Origin of the sequence: Pseudomonas sp. 25 R 14, assembly GCF_900004755.1 — a bacterium.
In the GTDB taxonomy this organism is placed as follows: Bacteria; Pseudomonadota; Gammaproteobacteria; order Pseudomonadales; family Pseudomonadaceae; genus Aquipseudomonas; species Aquipseudomonas brenneri.
This window is the reverse complement of record NZ_CVTS01000065.1, coordinates 139,786-157,308: the sequence shown is the minus strand read 5'-3', so window position 1 is coordinate 157,308 and position 17,523 is coordinate 139,786. Positions and strand designations below refer to the sequence as shown.

General features: G+C 61.3%; 16 protein-coding genes and 1 pseudogene. 11 read left to right on the top strand and 6 right to left on the bottom strand.

Annotated features, from left to right (window positions below; genetic code table 11):
• The first annotated feature begins 130 nt into the window (after window positions 1-130).
• From lptF to tadA, 11 genes and pseudogenes are all read left to right on the top strand, one after another.
• A complete protein-coding gene (lptF, locus tag BFQ03_RS23960; protein WP_032859968.1) occupies window positions 131-1,249 on the top strand; it encodes an LPS export ABC transporter permease LptF in 1,119 nt (372 codons plus the stop codon).
• Window positions 1,242-2,321 carry an LPS export ABC transporter permease LptG gene (gene lptG / locus BFQ03_RS23955; protein WP_032859967.1) on the top strand — a complete coding sequence of 360 codons (1,080 nt, stop codon included), beginning with the start codon at window positions 1,242-1,244 and terminating at the stop codon, window positions 2,319-2,321. Before lptF ends, lptG begins: the two co-directional genes overlap by 8 nt.
• Before the next feature lie 152 nt (window positions 2,322-2,473).
• Entirely contained in the window at window positions 2,474-4,273 is a 1,800-nt protein-coding gene (lepA, locus tag BFQ03_RS23950; RefSeq protein ID WP_032859966.1) for a translation elongation factor 4, read from the top strand.
• Between the two features lie 5 nt (window positions 4,274-4,278).
• Window positions 4,279-5,133 carry a signal peptidase I gene (gene lepB / locus BFQ03_RS23945; RefSeq protein ID WP_032859965.1) on the top strand — a complete coding sequence of 285 codons (855 nt, stop codon included), beginning with the start codon at window positions 4,279-4,281 and terminating at the stop codon, window positions 5,131-5,133.
• 154 nt (window positions 5,134-5,287) lie between these two features.
• Complete coding sequence (rnc, locus tag BFQ03_RS23940) at window positions 5,288-5,977, top strand: ribonuclease III (protein ID WP_029297476.1); 690 nt, start codon at window positions 5,288-5,290, stop codon at window positions 5,975-5,977.
• Window positions 5,970-6,872, top strand: coding sequence for a GTPase Era (gene era / locus BFQ03_RS23935; protein WP_029297473.1), 903 nt, complete (start codon window positions 5,970-5,972; stop codon window positions 6,870-6,872). Before rnc ends, era begins: the two co-directional genes overlap by 8 nt.
• Window positions 6,873-7,038: 166 nt before the next feature.
• Window positions 7,039-7,728, top strand: a complete 690-nt coding sequence (gene recO, locus BFQ03_RS23930; protein ID WP_032859964.1) for a DNA repair protein RecO — start codon at window positions 7,039-7,041, stop codon at window positions 7,726-7,728.
• Window positions 7,729-7,779: 51 nt separating this feature from the next.
• Complete coding sequence (pdxJ, locus tag BFQ03_RS23925) at window positions 7,780-8,523, top strand: pyridoxine 5'-phosphate synthase (RefSeq protein WP_032859963.1); 744 nt, start codon at window positions 7,780-7,782, stop codon at window positions 8,521-8,523.
• A pseudogene (locus tag BFQ03_RS30860) lies at window positions 8,520-8,642 on the top strand (outer membrane lipoprotein carrier protein LolA); the annotation flags it as partial. The gene pdxJ and the pseudogene BFQ03_RS30860, both read left to right, overlap by 4 nt.
• Window positions 8,643-8,736: 94 nt before the next feature.
• Window positions 8,737-10,119, top strand: coding sequence for a multicopper oxidase family protein (locus BFQ03_RS23920; protein WP_065944169.1), 1,383 nt, complete (start codon window positions 8,737-8,739; stop codon window positions 10,117-10,119).
• The gene (tadA, locus tag BFQ03_RS23915; RefSeq protein ID WP_032859961.1) at window positions 10,119-10,610 is read left to right on the top strand and encodes a tRNA adenosine(34) deaminase TadA; all 492 of its coding nucleotides are present in this window, start codon (window positions 10,119-10,121) and stop codon (window positions 10,608-10,610) included. The genes BFQ03_RS23920 and tadA overlap by 1 nt, the downstream gene beginning before the upstream one ends.
• 58 nt (window positions 10,611-10,668) lie before the next feature.
• Here tadA and cmoB read toward each other — a convergent pair whose 3' ends face one another.
• The 6 genes from cmoB to BFQ03_RS23885 all read right to left on the bottom strand — a co-directional run bounded on the left by cmoB (window position 10,669) and on the right by BFQ03_RS23885 (window position 17,153).
• Complete coding sequence (cmoB, locus tag BFQ03_RS23910) at window positions 10,669-11,625, bottom strand: tRNA 5-methoxyuridine(34)/uridine 5-oxyacetic acid(34) synthase CmoB (protein WP_032859960.1); 957 nt, start codon at window positions 11,623-11,625, stop codon at window positions 10,669-10,671.
• The gene (gene cmoA / locus BFQ03_RS23905; RefSeq protein ID WP_029297461.1) at window positions 11,622-12,365 is read right to left on the bottom strand and encodes a carboxy-S-adenosyl-L-methionine synthase CmoA; all 744 of its coding nucleotides are present in this window, start codon (window positions 12,363-12,365) and stop codon (window positions 11,622-11,624) included. The genes cmoB and cmoA overlap by 4 nt, the downstream gene beginning before the upstream one ends.
• A 35-nt stretch (window positions 12,366-12,400) precedes the next feature.
• On the bottom strand, window positions 12,401-13,057 hold the full coding sequence (locus tag BFQ03_RS23900) for a lysoplasmalogenase (protein ID WP_032859959.1): 657 nt from the start codon (window positions 13,055-13,057) through the stop codon (window positions 12,401-12,403).
• Between the two features lies 1 nt (window position 13,058).
• Window positions 13,059-13,451 carry a protease inhibitor I42 family protein gene (locus BFQ03_RS23895; RefSeq protein WP_032859958.1) on the bottom strand — a complete coding sequence of 131 codons (393 nt, stop codon included), beginning with the start codon at window positions 13,449-13,451 and terminating at the stop codon, window positions 13,059-13,061.
• 183 nt (window positions 13,452-13,634) lie between these two features.
• Window positions 13,635-16,055: an endopeptidase La gene (lon, locus tag BFQ03_RS23890; protein WP_065944168.1), complete on the bottom strand. Its 2,421-nt coding sequence runs from the start codon at window positions 16,053-16,055 to the stop codon at window positions 13,635-13,637.
• Between the two features lie 108 nt (window positions 16,056-16,163).
• Window positions 16,164-17,153 (bottom strand): GntR family transcriptional regulator, encoded by a 990-nt coding sequence (locus BFQ03_RS23885; RefSeq protein WP_032859956.1) that lies wholly within the window; start codon window positions 17,151-17,153, stop codon window positions 16,164-16,166.
• Between the last annotated feature and the right edge of the window lie 370 nt (window positions 17,154-17,523).

The following is a 17,523-nucleotide window of genomic DNA, read 5'->3' as shown; positions in this document are numbered from 1 at the left end:
GCAAGCTCCGTGACAGGCGCGGACAATCACAGGATAATGCGCCATCTTTTTCGCCGGCCCGTGTCAACGGGGCGACTTGATATGCTTGCTTGTTTGGCCGCCTTAGCCTGACAACCCTGGAGTGTCTGGTTTGATCGTCTTCCGTTATCTGTCCCGCGAAGTTCTGCTGACCCTGAGTGCCGTGAGTGCGGTATTGCTGGTCATCATCATGAGTGGTCGTTTCGTCAAATACCTGGCCCAGGCCGCCTCGGGTGCCCTGGATCCGGGCTCGCTGTTCCTGATCATGGGCTTTCGCCTGCCAGGCTTTTTGCAGTTGATCCTGCCGTTGGGCCTGTTTCTCGGGATCCTGCTGGCCTATGGCCGGCTCTACCTCGAAAGCGAGATGACCGTGCTGTCGGCCACCGGCATGAGCCAGCAGCGCCTGCTGGCGATGACCATGGTCCCGGCCACCGGCGTGGCGCTGGTGGTGGCCTGGCTGAGCCTGAGCCTGGCCCCCCAGGGCGCCATGCAGTTCCAACTGGTGCTCAATAAACAGGACGCCATGACCGAGTTCGACACCCTCGAACCGGGGCGCTTCCAGGCCCTCAACGATGGCACCCGCGTGACCTACACCGAGCGCATGACCGATGATCGGGCCAACCTCGGCGGTGTATTCATCTCCGAGAAGCGCCTGGGCCAGGACAAGAAAGACCGTGGCATTTCCGTTTTGGTGGCCGATAGCGGGCGCCAGGAAGTGCGTCCGGACGGCAGCCGATACCTGATCCTGGAGAACGGCTATCGCTACGACGGCAGCCCCGGCCAGGCCGACTACCGCGCCATCAAGTACGACACCTACGGGGTCATGCTGGCCCGGCCGGATGTGAGTGGCGAGGTTACCGACCGCGATGCCATCCCGACCCAGGCCCTGATCGGCAGCAAGGAATTACGCTCGATTGCCGAGCTGCAATGGCGTATTTCCCTGCCGCTGCTGGTGTTTATCGTCACCTTGATGGCGGTGCCGCTGTCCCGGGTCAACCCGCGCCAGGGCCGCTTCCTCAAGTTGCTGCCGGCGATCCTGCTGTACATGGCCTACCTGACCATCCTGATTTCCGCCCGTGGCTCCCTGGAGAAGGGCAAGCTGTCGCCGACCCTGGGGTTGTGGTGGGTCCACGGCATCTTCCTGATGATTGGCCTGGGCCTGCTGTACTGGGAACCGATTCGTTTGAAAATGCAGAGCCGTCGCGGCATGAAGGAGATGGCTCGTGGGTAAGTTGGATCGCTACATCGGTAGCAGCGTACTGGTCGCCATCCTGGCGGTATTGGGCATCATCCTCGGCCTGGCGTCGTTGTTTGCCTTCATTGATGAAGTGGGCAACGTCACCGATACCTATACGGTCACTGACGTACTGAGCTACGTGGCGCTGACCGCGCCGCGCCGCCTCTACGACATGATGCCGATGGCCGCGCTGATCGGTTGCCTGATCGGCCTGGGCAGCCTGGCCAGCAACAGCGAACTGACCATCATGCGTGCGGCGGGGGTGTCCGTTGCCCGTATCGTCTGGGCCGTGATGAAACCCATGCTGCTGCTGATGGCTGCCAGTGTGCTGATCGGCGAGTACGTGGCGCCACCGGCGGAAACCACGGCCCAGGCCAACCGTGCGCTGGCCCAGGGTTCGGGCGATGCCCAGAGCTCCAAGCGGGGCCTGTGGCACCGCCAGGGTGATGAATTTATTCACATCAACGCGGTACAACCCGGCGGCCTGTTGGTCGGTGTCACCCGTTATCGTTTTGATGAAGAACGCCACATGCTGTCGTCGAGCTTTGCCAAGCGGGCACAGTTCAGTGATAACCAGTGGGTGTTGAGCGATGTGACCACCACGCATTTCCGCAACCCTGGTAAAGGCACCGAGGCCAGCACCGAGGTGATCAACGAGCCGACACAGGCCTGGGACATCGCGCTCAAGCCGGAACTGCTCAATACGGTGGTGATGATCCCCGAAAGCCTGCCGATCTCCGGTCTGTGGAGCTATATCCACTACCTCAAGGAGCAGGGCCTGAATAACGGCCGCTACTGGCTGGCATTTTGGGTCAAGGTGTTGCAGCCGGTGGTGACCGCCGCGCTGGTGTTGATGGCGATTTCGTTTATTTTCGGCCCGTTACGCTCGGTGACCCTGGGTCAGCGCGTATTTACCGGGGTGCTGGTCGGTTTCACCTTCCGCATTGCCCAGGATCTGCTGGGGCCGTCGAGCCTGGTATTCGGCTTCTCGCCGCTGTTTGCGGTGCTGGTGCCAACCGGCATCTGTGCCCTGGCCGGGTTCTGGCTGCTGCGGCGGGCCGGTTGATCCGCTGTTGTTGAGCAAAAAATGCCCCGTTCGCAAGAGTGGGGCATTTTTGTTATTGGTCGCCAAAGATGACGTCTGGCCCGAGCATCAGGTACAATTCCCGGCTATTTTTCAGCGGGCAATCTGCCTGCAGCCTTTTTGAGTGTTGATCCGTGAGTGATTTGAGTCATATCCGCAATTTCTCCATCATCGCCCACATTGACCATGGTAAGTCGACGCTGGCCGATCGATTCATCCAGATGTGCGGCGGCCTTGCCGAGCGTGAAATGGAAGCCCAGGTCCTGGACTCCATGGACCTCGAACGCGAGCGCGGGATCACCATCAAGGCCCACAGCGTTACCCTGTACTACACCGCCAAAGACGGTATCAAGTACCAGCTGAACTTCATTGATACCCCGGGCCACGTCGACTTCACCTACGAAGTCAGCCGTTCCCTGGCGGCCTGTGAAGGTGCGCTGCTGGTGGTGGACGCGGGTCAGGGCGTAGAAGCCCAGTCCGTGGCCAACTGCTACACCGCTATCGAGCAGGGCCTGGAAGTCATGCCGGTGCTGAACAAGATCGACCTGCCACAGGCCGATCCGGACCGCGTGAAAGAAGAAATCGAAAAAATCATCGGCATTGACGCCACCGACGCCGTCGAGTGCAGCGCCAAGACCGGCCTGGGTGTCGACGAAGTGCTCGAACGCCTGGTCAAGACCATTCCCGCACCAACCGGCAACTACGAAGATCCGCTGCAAGCGTTGATCATCGACTCCTGGTTCGACAATTATCTGGGCGTTGTGTCCCTGGTACGTGTGCGCCATGGCCGGGTGAAGAAGGGCGACAAGATCCTGGTCAAGTCCACCGGCAAGATCCATCTGGTGGACAGCGTCGGTGTATTCAACCCCAAGCACACCGCTACCACTGATCTGAAAGCCGGTGAAGTAGGCTTCATCATCGCCGGTATCAAGGACATCCACGGTGCACCGGTCGGTGACACCCTGACGCTCAGCTCCACGCCGGACGTCGATGTGCTGCCAGGCTTCAAGCGCATCCAGCCACAGGTCTACGCCGGCCTGTTCCCGGTCAGCTCCGACGACTTCGAGGATTTCCGCGAAGCCCTGCAAAAGCTGACCCTCAACGACTCGTCGTTGCAGTACACCCCGGAAAGCTCCGACGCCCTGGGCTTCGGCTTCCGCTGCGGGTTCCTGGGCATGCTGCACATGGAAATCATCCAGGAGCGCCTGGAGCGCGAGTACGACCTGGACCTGATCACCACCGCGCCAACGGTTATTTTTGAGCTGTTGCTCAAAACCGGTGAAACGATTTACGTCGACAACCCGTCCAAGCTGCCGGATCTGTCGTCCATCGAAGACATGCGCGAACCGATCGTGCGGGCCAATATTCTTGTGCCGCAAGAGCACCTGGGTAACGTCATTACCCTGTGTATCGAAAAGCGTGGCGTGCAGCACGACATGCTGTTCCTCGGTACCCAGGTACAAGTGACCTATGATTTGCCGATGAACGAAGTGGTCCTGGACTTCTTTGACCGCCTCAAATCCACCAGTCGCGGCTATGCTTCGCTGGATTACCATTTTGACCGCTACCAATCGGCCAACCTGGTGAAGCTCGATGTATTGATCAACGGTGACAAGGTTGATGCCCTGGCGCTCATCGTCCACAAGGACAATGCGCACTACAAAGGTCGCCAACTGACCGAGAAGATGAAAGAACTGATTCCGCGCCAGATGTTCGACGTCGCGATCCAGGCCGCCATTGGCGGGCAGATCATTGCGCGGACCTCCGTCAAGGCACTCAGAAAGAACGTACTGGCCAAATGCTATGGCGGCGACGTCAGCCGTAAGCGCAAGCTGCTTGAGAAGCAAAAGGCCGGTAAAAAACGCATGAAGCAAGTGGGCAACGTGGAAATTCCACAAGAAGCCTTCCTTGCGGTGCTCAGGTTGGATAGTTAGGTCCTATGTCACTAAATTTCCCGCTGTTGCTGGTCATCGCCGTTGCCGTCTGTGGTCTCTTGGCGCTGCTCGATCTGCTGTTCTTCGCCCCGCGTCGTCGGGCGGCCATCGCGTCCTATCAGGGCAGCGTCAGCCAGCCCGATGGCGTGGTGATCGAGAAGCTCAACAAAGAGCCCTTGCTGGTTGAATACGGCAAGTCGTTCTTCCCGGTGTTGTTCATCGTGCTGGTGCTGCGCTCGTTTCTGGTGGAGCCGTTCCAGATCCCTTCGGGGTCGATGAAGCCAACCCTGGATGTCGGCGACTTCATCCTGGTGAACAAGTTTTCGTACGGGATCCGCTTGCCGGTGATCGACAAGAAAATCATCGAGGTGGGTGATCCGCAGCGCGGCGATGTGATGGTGTTTCGCTACCCAAGCGACCCGAACGTCAACTACATCAAGCGTGTGGTTGGCCTGCCGGGTGACGTGATTCGCTACACCAGCGACAAGCGCCTGTTCGTCAATGGCGAGTCGGTGGCCGAGAAACTCATCGGCTCCGAGCCGAACACCCTGGGCAGCGCCGAGCTGTACGAGGAAAAACTCGGGGCGGTAGAGCACCAGATCCGCAAGGAAATGAGCCGCTACCGTTCGCCGCCCGACAACCAGTGGACAGTGCCTGCCGGGCATTACTTCATGATGGGCGACAACCGCGACAACTCCAATGACAGCCGCTACTGGGATGATCCAAGCATTCCCAAGGAGCTGCTGGGCATGGTTCCCGACCAGAACATCGTCGGCAAGGCCTTCGCGGTCTGGATGAGCTGGCCGGAACCCAAACTCAGCCACCTGCCGAACTTCTCGCGGGTGGGGCTGATCAAGTAATCCATGCGGCGCTGTGAACACAGCGCCGAATGCTTTTCTGGGGCTTGGACATTGGTCCGGCTTCGAGCAATACGCAGCATTGCCAGGATTTGAATTTGAACACAGCGTTAATCGTCGATGGCCTTTGCCGCCACGTACTGAAAGTAGGTAAACCGTGAGCGTTTCTTTGAGTCGTCTTGAGCGTCAGCTCGGCTACACCTTCAAGGACCAGGAATTGATGGTCCTTGCCCTCACACACCGCAGTTTTGCCGGGCGCAACAATGAACGCCTGGAATTCCTCGGTGATGCCATCCTTAACTTCGCCGCTGGCGAAGCCCTGTTCAACCGCTTCCCCCTGGCCCGTGAAGGCCAGCTGTCGCGCCTGCGCGCGCGCCTGGTGAAGGGCGAGACCCTGGCCGTACTGGCCCGTGGTTTTGACCTGGGCGAATACCTGCGCCTGGGTTCCGGTGAGTTGAAGAGCGGCGGTTTCCGTCGCGAGTCGATCCTGGCCGATGCCCTGGAAGCCCTGATCGGTGCGATCTACCTGGATGCCGGGATGGAAGTGGCCAAGGAGCGGGTCATGGCCTGGCTGGCGTCGGAAATCGACAGCCTGACCCTGGTGGATACCAACAAGGATCCCAAGACCCGCCTGCAGGAATTTTTGCAGTCGCGCGGCTGCGAACTGCCACGCTACGAAGTGGTGGATATCCAGGGTGAACCGCACTGCCGTGTGTTCTTCGTCGAATGCGAAGTCACCTTATTGAACGAAAAAAGCCGAGGTCAGGGTGTGAGCCGTCGTATTGCCGAACAGGTAGCGGCCGCTGCAGCACTGATTGCCCTGGGCGTGGAGAATGGCCATGACTGATTCAACCGCAACACGCTGTGGCTATGTTGCCATCGTCGGCCGTCCCAACGTGGGCAAGTCCACGCTGCTGAACCATATCCTGGGGCAGAAGCTGGCGATCACCTCGCGCAAGCCGCAGACCACCCGCCACAACATGCTGGGCATCAAGACCGAAGGCAACGTGCAAGCGGTCTACGTCGACACCCCGGGCATGCACAAAGGCGGCGAGAAAGCGCTGAACCGCTACATGAACAAGACCGCTTCGGCCGCGTTGAAAGACGTCGACGTGGTGATCTTCGTGGTCGACCGCACCAAGTGGACCGATGAAGACCAGATGGTGCTGGAGCGTGTGCAGTACGTCACCGGGCCGTTGATCGTCGCGTTGAACAAGACCGACCGCATCGAAGACAAAGCCGAACTGATGCCGCACCTGAGCTGGTTGCAGGAACAACTGCCGAATGCCCAGATCATGCCGATCTCGGCCCAGCACGGGCACAACCTCGAAGCCCTGGAGCGCGTGATCGCAGGCTACCTGCCGGAGAACGAGCACTTCTTCCCGGAAGACCAGATCACCGACCGCAGCAGCCGTTTCCTCGCCGCCGAGCTGGTACGCGAGAAAATCATGCGCCAGATGGGCGCCGAGTTGCCGTACCAGATCACCGTCGAAATCGAAGAGTTCAAGCAGCAGGGCAAGACTCTGCATATCCATGCGCTGATCCTCGTCGAACGTGACGGCCAGAAGAAAATCATCATTGGCGACAAGGGCGAACGCATCAAGCGCATCGGCACCGAAGCGCGCAAGGACATGGAGTTGCTGTTCGATTCCAAGATCATGCTTAACCTGTGGGTGAAGGTTAAGGGTGGCTGGTCCGATGACGAGCGTGCGCTGCGCTCCCTGGGCTACGGCGACCTGTAATCAGTCTCCAGTAACGCCGCAGGACAAAATGTGGGAGCGGGCTTGCTCGCGAATGCAGTGGATCAGTCACCGGATGCTTTGGCTGACCCACCGCATTCGCGAGCAAGCCCGCTCCCACATTGGATCGTCGTAGTTTTCAAGACCGTGTTCCGTCAGCGAGAACCCAATGTCCCAATCCCCACCCCCCAGCCAACCCGCCTACGTCCTGCACAGCCGCGCCTACCGCGAGACCAGCGCCCTGGTGGATTTCCTCACGCCTCAAGGCCGCCTGCGCGCGGTGTTGCGCAGCGCGCGGGGCAAGGCGGGGACGCTGGCGCGGCCATTCGTGGCGCTGGACGTGGAGTTTCGCGGCAAGGGTGAGTTGAAAAACGTCGGGCGCCTGGAAAGCATCGGCACCTCGGCCTGGCTCAATGGCGAGGCGCTGTTCAGCGGGCTCTACCTCAACGAGCTGCTGATCCGCCTGCTGCCCGCCGAAGACCCGCACCCTGCGGTCTTCGATCACTACGCCGCCACCTTGTTGGCCCTGGCCGAAGGCCGCCCACTGGAGCCGCTGCTGCGCGCCTTCGAATGGCGCCTGCTCGACGACCTGGGCTACGGCTTTGAACTCAACAACGACTTGCACGGCGAGCCCATCGCGGCCGATGGCATGTACCGCCTGCAAGTGGACGCCGGCCTGGAGCGCGTCTACCTGCTGCAACCCGGTCTGTTCCAGGGCACCGAGTTATTGGCCATGGCCGAGGCCGACTGGAGTGCCCCCGGTGCCCTGTCGGCTGCCAAGCGCCTGATGCGCCAGGCCCTGGCCGTGCATTTGGGCGGTCGGCCGTTGGTCAGTCGCGAGTTGTTTCGAAAGCCCTGACATCCCCGTGTATGCTGTGCGCCGATTCTTTCCCTTTTCAGGAGCGCTTCCGTGACCACCAGCAATCGCATTCTTCTTGGCGTCAACATCGACCACGTTGCTACCCTGCGCCAGGCCCGGGGCACCCGTTACCCTGATCCGGTCAAGGCCGCACTGGACGCCGAAGAAGCAGGCGCCGACGGGATCACCGTGCACCTGCGCGAAGACCGCCGGCACATCCAGGAGCGCGATGTGCTGGTGCTCAAGGACGTGCTGCAAACCCGCATGAACTTCGAAATGGGCATCACCGAAGAAATGATGGCCTTCGCCGAGCGCATCCGCCCGGCGCATATCTGCCTGGTCCCGGAAACCCGTCAGGAACTGACCACCGAAGGCGGCCTGGACGTGGCCGGCCAGGAAGCGCGGATCAAGGCGGCGGTCGAGCGCCTGTCGCAGATTGGCAGTGAAGTTTCGCTGTTTATCGACGCCGATGAGCGGCAGATCGAAGCCTCGCGCCGTGTGGGAGCGCCGGCCATCGAGTTGCATACCGGCCGCTACGCCGATGCCACCACCCCGACCGAGGTCGCCGACGAACTGCAACGCATCATCGACGGTGTGGCCTGCGGCTTGCGCGAGGGCCTGATCGTCAACGCCGGCCATGGCCTGCACTACCACAACGTCGAAGCCGTGGCGGCGATCAAGGGCATCAACGAACTGAACATCGGCCACGCGCTGGTCGCCCATGCGCTGTTCGTCGGTTTCAAAGGTGCGGTTGCCGAGATGAAAGCGCTGATCCTGGCCGCCGCCAAGCACTGACCGTCGATCAACCTGTAGGAGCGAGCTTGCTCGCGAAGGTCGTCAACGATGACGCGGGGAGTCTGGTTCCCCGCGCTGTTCTCAGGTTTTTCGCGAGCAAGCTCGCTCCTACGGGTTTCATGCGGCAATGCGAAGCCTTACTGTTTAGCCGGCGGGGGTGTATCGTATTTGCCCTTTGCGGGCCTTGCGCCCGCGCAGATACGTGAGGTTGTTGTGTCCCGATCCTTTTCCCGTCGACAAATCCTTGGTGGCCTCGCCGGCCTGGCAGTGGTGGGCGTCGGTGCCGGTGGCGCCTATCGCTACTGGCTGGGGAAAGTCGCGGACGCCAGCGCCGGGCGCGATTACGAGCTGATCGCCGCGCCCCTGGATGTGGAACTGGTGCCAGGGCACACAACCCAGGCCTGGGCATTCGGCCCATCGGCACCGGGTACCGAGTTGCGTGTGCGCCAGGGGGAGTGGCTGCGGGTGCGTTTTATAAACCACCTGCCGGTTGCCACCACCATCCACTGGCACGGCATCCGCCTGCCCCTGGAAATGGACGGCGTGCCGTACGTTTCGCAATTACCGGTGTTGCCCGGCGAGTATTTCGACTACCAATTCCGCGTGCCGGATGCCGGCAGCTACTGGTATCACCCCCATGTGAGCAGCAGCGAAGAACTGGGCCGCGGCCTGGTCGGCCCGTTGATTGTCGAAGAGCGCGAGCCCACCGGCTTCAAGCATGAGCGCACCCTGAGCCTGAAAAACTGGCACATCGACGAGCAGGGTGAGTTTGTCGAATTCAGCATCCCCCGCGAAGCAGCCCGTGGCGGTACGGCTGGACGGCTGTCGACCATCAACGGTGTACCGCAGGCGGTCATCGACCTGCCGGCCGGGCAAATCACCCGTGTGCGCCTGCTCAACCTCGACAACACGCTGACCTATCGCCTGAATATCCCCAATGTTGAAGCGCAGATCTATGCGCTGGATGGCAACCCTATCGAGCCACGGCCGCTGGGCAAGGACTATTGGCTGGGCCCGGGCATGCGCATTTGCCTGGCGATCAAGGCTCCGCCGGCTGGCGAAGAACTGTCGATCCGCAATGGCCCGGTGCGCCTGGGTACCTTCCGCTCGGTGGCCAATACGGATGCGCCCGGTGAGTGGCCGCCCGCCTTGCCGGCCAACCCGATTGCCGAGCCGGACCTGGCCAATGCCGAAAAGCTCAACTTCAATTTCGAATGGGTGGGCTCGGTCTCGGTCAACGTCGAGAACGGCAAACCGCCAAGCCTGTGGCAGATCAACGGCCAGGCCTGGGACATCACCGACAAGACCTGCGCCGACCGCCCGATTGCCAAGCTGGAACTGGGCAAGAGCTATATTTTTGAATTGAAAAACATGACCCAGTACCAGCACCCGATCCACCTGCATGGCATGAGCTTCAAGGTGATCGCTTCGAACCGCCACAAGGTCACGCCGTATTTCACCGACACTTACTTGCTGGGCAAGAACGAACGCGCCCGCGTGGCGTTGGTGGCGGATAACCCTGGGGTGTGGATGTTCCACTGCCATGTGATCGACCATATGGAAACCGGCCTGATGGCCGCCATCGAGGTGGCGTGATGCGCCAGATTCGCCCGACGGCGATTATCGACCGCAGCCGCGACCAGGACTTCATGCGCGAGGCCCTGGCCCTCGCGGCCCAAGGCGCGGCCCTCGGTGAAGTGCCGGTGGGCGCGGTGTTGGTGCAGGACGGTGAAATCATCGGCCGCGGCTTCAATTGCCCGATCAGCGGCAGCGACCCGAGCGCCCACGCCGAAATGGTCGCCATCCGCGCCGCCGCCCAGGCCATCAGCAACTACCGCCTGCCGGGCAGTACGCTGTATGTGACCCTGGAACCGTGCAGCATGTGCGCCGGGCTGATCGTGCATTCGCGCATCGCCCGGGTGGTGTACGGCGCACTGGAGCCCAAGGCCGGGATTGTGCAAAGCCAGGGGCAGTTCTTTACCCAGGGCTTTTTGAATCATCGGGTGTTGTATGAAGGCGGGGTGCTGGCCGAGGAGTGTGGGGCGGTGTTGAGTGAGTTCTTCAAGGCGCGCCGGGCTAAACCCTGACCTCATGTAAAAACCCAATCAATGTAGGAGCCGGCTTGCCGGCTCCTACAGGGATGGGTTATTTCTTGGCGATGATCACCGCCCGCATCGGCGCCGGCAGCCCTTCAATCGTCTTGCTGTGATCCTCAGGGTCGAGGAAATCACTCAGCGACTGATACTTCATCCACTCCGTCCCGCGTTGTTCCTCGACCGTGGTCACGCTGACATCCACGCAACGTACATCGCTGAAACCCGCACGGCGTAGCCACAACATCAGTGCCGGCACGGATGGCAGAAACCACACGTTGCGCATCTGCGCATAGCGGTCTTCCGGCACCAACACCTGCTGCTGGTCACCCTCGATCACCAAGGTTTCCAGTACCAGTTCGCCACCCTTGACCAGGCAATCCTTGAGTGCCAGCAAGTGCTCGATCGGCGAGCGGCGGTGGTAGAACACGCCCATGGAGAACACGGTGTCGAAACCTTCCATGTTCGGCGGCAGGTCTTCGAACGGGAAGGGCAGGTGCCAGGCGTTGGGGGCCGACAAGTAGCGCTGTACCGCCTGGAACTGGCAGAAAAACAGCCAATTGGGATCGACGCCAATCACGCTGTCGGCACCGGCGCCGAGCATGCGCCACATGTAATAGCCGTTGCCACAGCCGACATCGAGGATGCGCTTGCCTTTGAGGTTCAGGTGCGGCGCGACCCGCGACCATTTCCAGTCCGAGCGCCATTCGGTGTCCACATGCACCCCGAACAGGTTGAACGGCCCCTTGCGCCACGGGCTCAGGCCCATCAGCGCGGCATGCATCTGCGTGCGGGTTGCGTCATCGCAATCGGTGTCGAGGGTCAGGCCGTTCAGCAGGTCGATTTCGCTGGGCAGGATCTTGGGCAATGCGTCCAGCGCACTTTGCCAGCGCGCGAGGTCGCCATGGCCCTTTTCCATTTTTGCATCGAGTTGCGCTTGCACGCCTTGGGCCCAAACGGCCAGGGGAGTGCCGACCAGATGGCGGGCGAGGGGAGACAGATCAATCATGGCAAGGCAATCAACGAGGCAAAGTTAAGACACTGGAACCACGGCACGACTTTCGAGAACCCGGCCGCCAGCAGGCGCTCGCGGTGTTCTTCGAGGCTGTCGGGCTTCATGACGTTTTCGATGGCGCTGCGCTTCTGGGCGATTTCCAGCTCGCTGTAGCCGTTGGCGCGCTTGAACGCCACATGCAGGTCGGTGAGCAGCGCATGCTCTTGGGGATCATTGAAGCGCAGTTTTTCCGAGAGAATCAGCGCGCCACCTGGCAGCAGCGCCTGGCGAATCCGCCCAAGCAATGCCAGGCGCTCTTCAGGGGCGATAAATTGCAGGGTGAAATTCAGCGCCACCACTGAGGCCGGCTGGAACTGCAGGGCGAGGATATCGCCGTCGATCACCTCCACCGGCAACAGCTCCTGGAACATCGAGTCCTGGCCGTTGAGGTATTCGCGGCAGCGCTCGACCATCGCCGCCGAGTTATCCACAGCGATCACCCGGCAACCGTCGGTGCGCACGTGGCGGCGCAGGGCCTGGGTCACCGCGCCGAGGGACGAGCCCAGGTCATACAGCACGCTATTGGGCTGGGCAAACTGCGCGGCGAGCACACCGAGGTTCTCGACAATGGTCGGGTAGCCGGGCACCGAACGCTTGATCATGTCCGGGAATACCCGCACCACGTCCTCGTTAAAGGCGAAGTCCGGCACCTGGGGCAAGGGCTGGGCGAATAGGCGATCGGGTTCTTTGCTCACGGCTGTTCCGGCGACAAGGGGAAAAGGCCGGCATTTTAGCCAACTTGCTCCTTGGATGCGCGGGTTGTCTGATGGAACGCCGACGCGGTGATCCCCCATTGCCCCAGCCAGTAGGTAATGATCAGCAAATACGGCGCAGCATCAAAGGTCACCACAAAGCGGTTGATCCCGATCAGCGTGTCGGAAAACACAAACAACGCCGCGCCAATGGCCGCCAGTTGTGCCGAGCGCTTGGGCACATCGCTGCCCAGCCGGGCCAACGCACGCCAGAGCATGGCGCTGATCACCAGCGCATACACCACCACCGGAATCAACAAGTCGCCCAGGCCATGGGAAATCAGGATGCTCAGCAAGATCGCGCCCACCACCAGCGCCAGTATCAAGGCCGGCAGCGCTGCACGGCGGCAGTCGCTGAAATAGGCCTTGAGGTACGCCAGGTGCGCAAACAGAAACGCACCGAGGCCAAAGATAAACAGGTCGCCGGGCCAGGCCAGCAACACATCGCCCACCAGGGAAAAAATCAACCCGAGGCTGATCCAGCGTCGATAGTCGCTGGGTGGCGCATCATGCAGCCAGCCCAACATCGCCAGTACCGGCAGCGGCTTGACCAACAGGCAAAGCAAGGTGGCGTGCGTGCTCAGGCCGTAGATAAAGGTACCCGCACCCATCAACGCAAGAATCATCCATGGCATATCAGTTCACCGTAATGGCGCAGTCAAAGGTGTCCACCGGATTCACTTCCGGGGCCCAGGGTTGTTGGGAGGTCAGGCGTAGGCGGCCGCTACCGGCGGTAAACGCCTGGAAACGCCAGGTCGATTGCCCGGCGGCCCCGACCACGCCGGCATCCTCGGGATTGCTGTAGACCTCGGGACTCAGGCTGCGCAGCACGCCGCCAGCCGAATCCTGGATCGCCCAGCGGTAGCCGGTGGTGGGGTTGCTGGGCAAGGTCAGGATCAGGTTTTGCCCGGTCTTGAGCACCAGCGGGCAGGCGCTCTGTTTTTCCACGGTGACGTTTTGCTTCGGTGCACTGGCGCAAGCCGCGAGCAGGGCGAGGCTTAACGGAAGAAGCAGGCGGGCAGCGGTCATGAAAGCTCCGTTGATTGACGACGAAGAGCGAGCATAACCGAAGATGAGACAAGGTGTTACAGCAGGGGATTTATGTTGGCCGTGCTGGCCCTATCGCGGGCAAGCCCGCTCCTACAGTTGGAATGCGTACCCTGTAGGAGCGGGCTTGCCCGCGATGAGGCCAGTGCAGGCGCTACAGATCTATCAGAACAACACCTTCGCCACATCCGCAAAGCGCTTGGCAAAGTGCACCGTCATGCCCTCTTTGAGGTAGTCCGGCAACTCTTCAAAGCTCCCGCGATTAGGCTCCGGCAGGATCAGTTCATGAATCTTCTGGCGCCGTGCCGCAATCACTTTCTCACGCACGCCGCCAATCGGTAGCACATGCCCGGTCAGGGTCAGTTCACCGGTCATGGCCACGCCTTTTTTCGGCGGCTGGTTGCGTGCCAGCGACAGCAGGGCACTGGCCATGGTCACCCCGGCACTCGGGCCGTCCTTGGGCGTGGCGCCTTCCGGTACGTGCAGGTGGACGAAGGCTTCATCGAAGAACTTCGGATCACCGCCAAACGACTTCAGGTTGGAGCTGATGTAGCTGTAGGCGATTTCGGCGGATTCCTTCATCACTTCGCCCAACTGCCCGGTGAGTTTGAAGCCGCGATTGAGCGTGTGGATGCGCGTCGCTTCGATCGGCAAGGTCGCGCCGCCCATGCTGGTCCAGGCCAGGCCGGTGATGACGCCGGTGCCCGACAGCACTTGCTCGTTGCGAAACACCGGCATGCCCAGGGAACCTTCCAGGTCCTTGTTGCCGATCTTGATCACCGAGTCCGGCTCGTCCAGCAGCTTGACCACGGCTTTGCGCACCAGCTTGCCCAGCTGTTTCTCCAACTGGCGCACCCCGGCTTCGCGGGCGTAGCCATCAATCAGGGCGCGCAGGGCGCTGTCGGTGATGCCCAGGCTGTTCTTGGTCACACCGGCCTTTTCCAACTGTTTGGGCCACAGGTGACGCTTGGCGATGGCGACTTTCTCTTCAGTGATATAGCCCGACAGGCGAATCACTTCCATCCGGTCCAGCAGGGGGCCGGGGATTGAGTCCAGGGTGTTGGCGGTACACACGAACAGCACTTTGGACAGGTCCAGGCGCAGGTCCAGGTAGTGATCGAGGAACTCGACGTTCTGCTCCGGGTCGAGGGTTTCCAGCAGCGCCGAGGCCGGGTCGCCCTGGAAGCTCTGGCCCATCTTGTCGATCTCGTCGAGCATGATCACCGGGTTCATCACCTCCACATCTTTAAGCGCCTGCACCAGCTTGCCCGGCAGGGCGCCGATGTAGGTGCGGCGATGGCCCTTGATCTCGGCCTCGTCGCGCATGCCGCCGACGCTGAAGCGGTAGAACGGCCGGCCCAGGGACTCGGCAATGGATTTGCCGACGCTGGTCTTGCCCACGCCCGGCGGGCCCACCAGCAGTACGATGGAACCGGCGACTTCGCCTTTATAGGCGCCGACGGCGAGGAATTCGAGGATGCGGCTCTTGATGTCATCCAGGCCGGCGTGGTGTTTGTCCAGGACCTTGCGTGCGTGCTTGAGGTCGAGTTTGTCCTCGCCATACACACCCCACGGCACCGAGGTGGCCCAGTCCAGGTAATTGCGCGTGACCGCGTATTCCGGCGAGCCGGTTTCCAGGATCGACAGTTTGTTCAGTTCTTCATCGATGCGTTTCTGCGCCTGGGCCGGCAGCACCTTGCCTTCCAGGCGTTGCTCGAACTGCTCGACGTCGGCGCTGCGATCGTCCTTGGTCAGCCCCAGCTCCTGCTGGATCACCTTGAGCTGTTCCTTGAGGAAGAACTCGCGCTGGTGCTCGCCGATCTTGCGGTTAACTTCGGCGGAGATCTCCTTTTGCAGGCGCGCGACTTCAACCTCTTTGCGCAGCATCGGCAACACTTTCTCCATGCGCTTGAGCATGGGCACGCAGTCCAGCACTTCCTGCAACTCGTTACCCGTGGCCGAGGTCAGCGCGGCGGCGAAGTCGGTCAGGGGCGATGGGTCGTTGGGGCTGAAGCGGTTGAGGTAGTTCTTCAGCTCTTCGCTGTACAGCGGGTTGAGCGGCAGCAGTTCCTTGATCGCATTGATCAGCGCCATGCCGTAGGCCTTGACCTCGTCGGTCGGCTCGCTGGGCTGGTGCGGGTATTCGACTTCCACCAGGTACGGTGGGCGATGGTGCTTGAGCCAGGTCTTGATCCGCACACGGGTCAGGCCCTGGGCGACGAATTGCAGCTTGCCGTTTTCGCGGCTGGCGTGATGGACCTTCACCAGGGTGCCGTACAGCGGCAGGGCGGAGGTATCGAAATGCCGTGGGTCTTCAGGTGGCGTGTCCATGAAGAACAGGGCCAGGGAGTGATGGTCGGATTTGCTTACCAGCTCCAGGGTCTCGGCCCAGGGCTCTTCATTGACGATCACCGGCAATACTTGCGCCGGGAAGAACGGCCGGTTGTGGATCGGGATGATATAGACCTTGTCCGGCAGGTTCTGCCCAGGCAGGGCGAGGCCAGTGTTGGACGACGGAGCTTGGGCGTTTTCGGGGTCGGCGTAGTCGTTGAGGTCGATATCGGGGAATTCTTGCTGGTCGCTCATGGGGCACCTGCATAGTGAAGTATGCAGGTTAGATGGGGCAGGTGAGCGGTGGTTTCAATGGCGCGGCGTGGTTAGCAACAAATTGCATGATATTAACCAACCTGTAGGTCAGCTGATTTTGTGCAGGTAGGCGGGCAATGGTTGCTCCGGCAGCACCGACAACACCTTCAACCGCTGCAACATGCGCTGGCGTGCCCGCTGCAAATGCTCGCGCAGGTTCAGCGCCGCGGCATCGAAGGCCCCGTGCAGCAGCAGTTCCAGGATCAGCCGGTGTTCGGCGAGCATCGCCGGGTCTGCGCCGATCCCCAGCAAACGGTAGAAGATCCGGCTGATGATCATCGGGCTCTGGCCCTGGCGGATCAGCGCGGCGATCTTGCGGTTCTGCAGGCCCGCCAGGCAGTGCTGGTGCAGGTCGGCTTCGAGTTGTTCGATGTCTTCAAGGCTGCAGTGGGCGCTGTTTTGCGCGTCGATCACCCGCTGCAACATGGCTTCGAGCACCTCGCGGGCCAGGCCCGGCGCGCTCTGGCGCAAGGCTTCCGGCTCCAGGCAGGCGCGTAGCTCGTAGTCTTCAGTGACTTCCCGGGCGGTCAGCGGGCCTGCCAGCCATTGCGAGTACGGCTCCTTTTCCACCAGGCCGCGGTCGCGCAGGCGCATCAAGGCTTCACGCACCACCGCGCGGCTGACGCCGTAGTGATCGGCGGCGGCCTGTTCATCGAGGCGGTAGTGGCCGAAGGCAATGCAGGTGGACAGCGCCGCGCCGATTTCCTCGACGATGCGTTCACCCAGGGGGCGGGTGTCCACCAGTTCATCTTCGCCGTTCAGGCCCAGGTGCGCATGGCTCAGGGGCAGGCGCAGCGGCTCCAGGTCCAGGCCTTCGGGGTTGATCAGGTAACCCCGGCCATCGAAACGGCAGATCAACCCTTCTGTGTGCAGCAGGTCCAGCGCCTTGCGCACCGGCACGCGGCTGGTGCCGAACAGTTCGGCCAGCGGCGCCTCCAGCAGGACCAGCCCGTGGCGCGCGGTGCCGCTGACGATCGCATCACGCAACAACTGGTGAATCATCGCGTAGCGGGAGGCCGAGGCGGACACTGCTTTCATTGCTTTCTCTGAGGCATGTAGGACGGTGGCCGGGGATTCTCTCATAGATGCGCCTGTCACTCTGCGCCACATCGGCGGCACTTTTTTGGGGCCTGGAATGTTGGGGTGTTACCTTTCTGCACCAAAATGTATTTATTAATAAAAGATACATTATTTCATTGAAGGCCTATCGCGAATGCGGTGCAAGATTTTTTCCCCGGACTCAACACCATCTATCCCGTAGGTCTTGGCCGGGTCGTCCGATCCTGGGCTTGAGTGCGCAGACAGGCTGGCACGAAATCTGCCTTTGTTAAATGTACATTTTATTAATATGTACGTTTTTGTGGTGGGCCGCCCTGGCCGTTGAAACCGCAATCAACCTTGAAGGGAG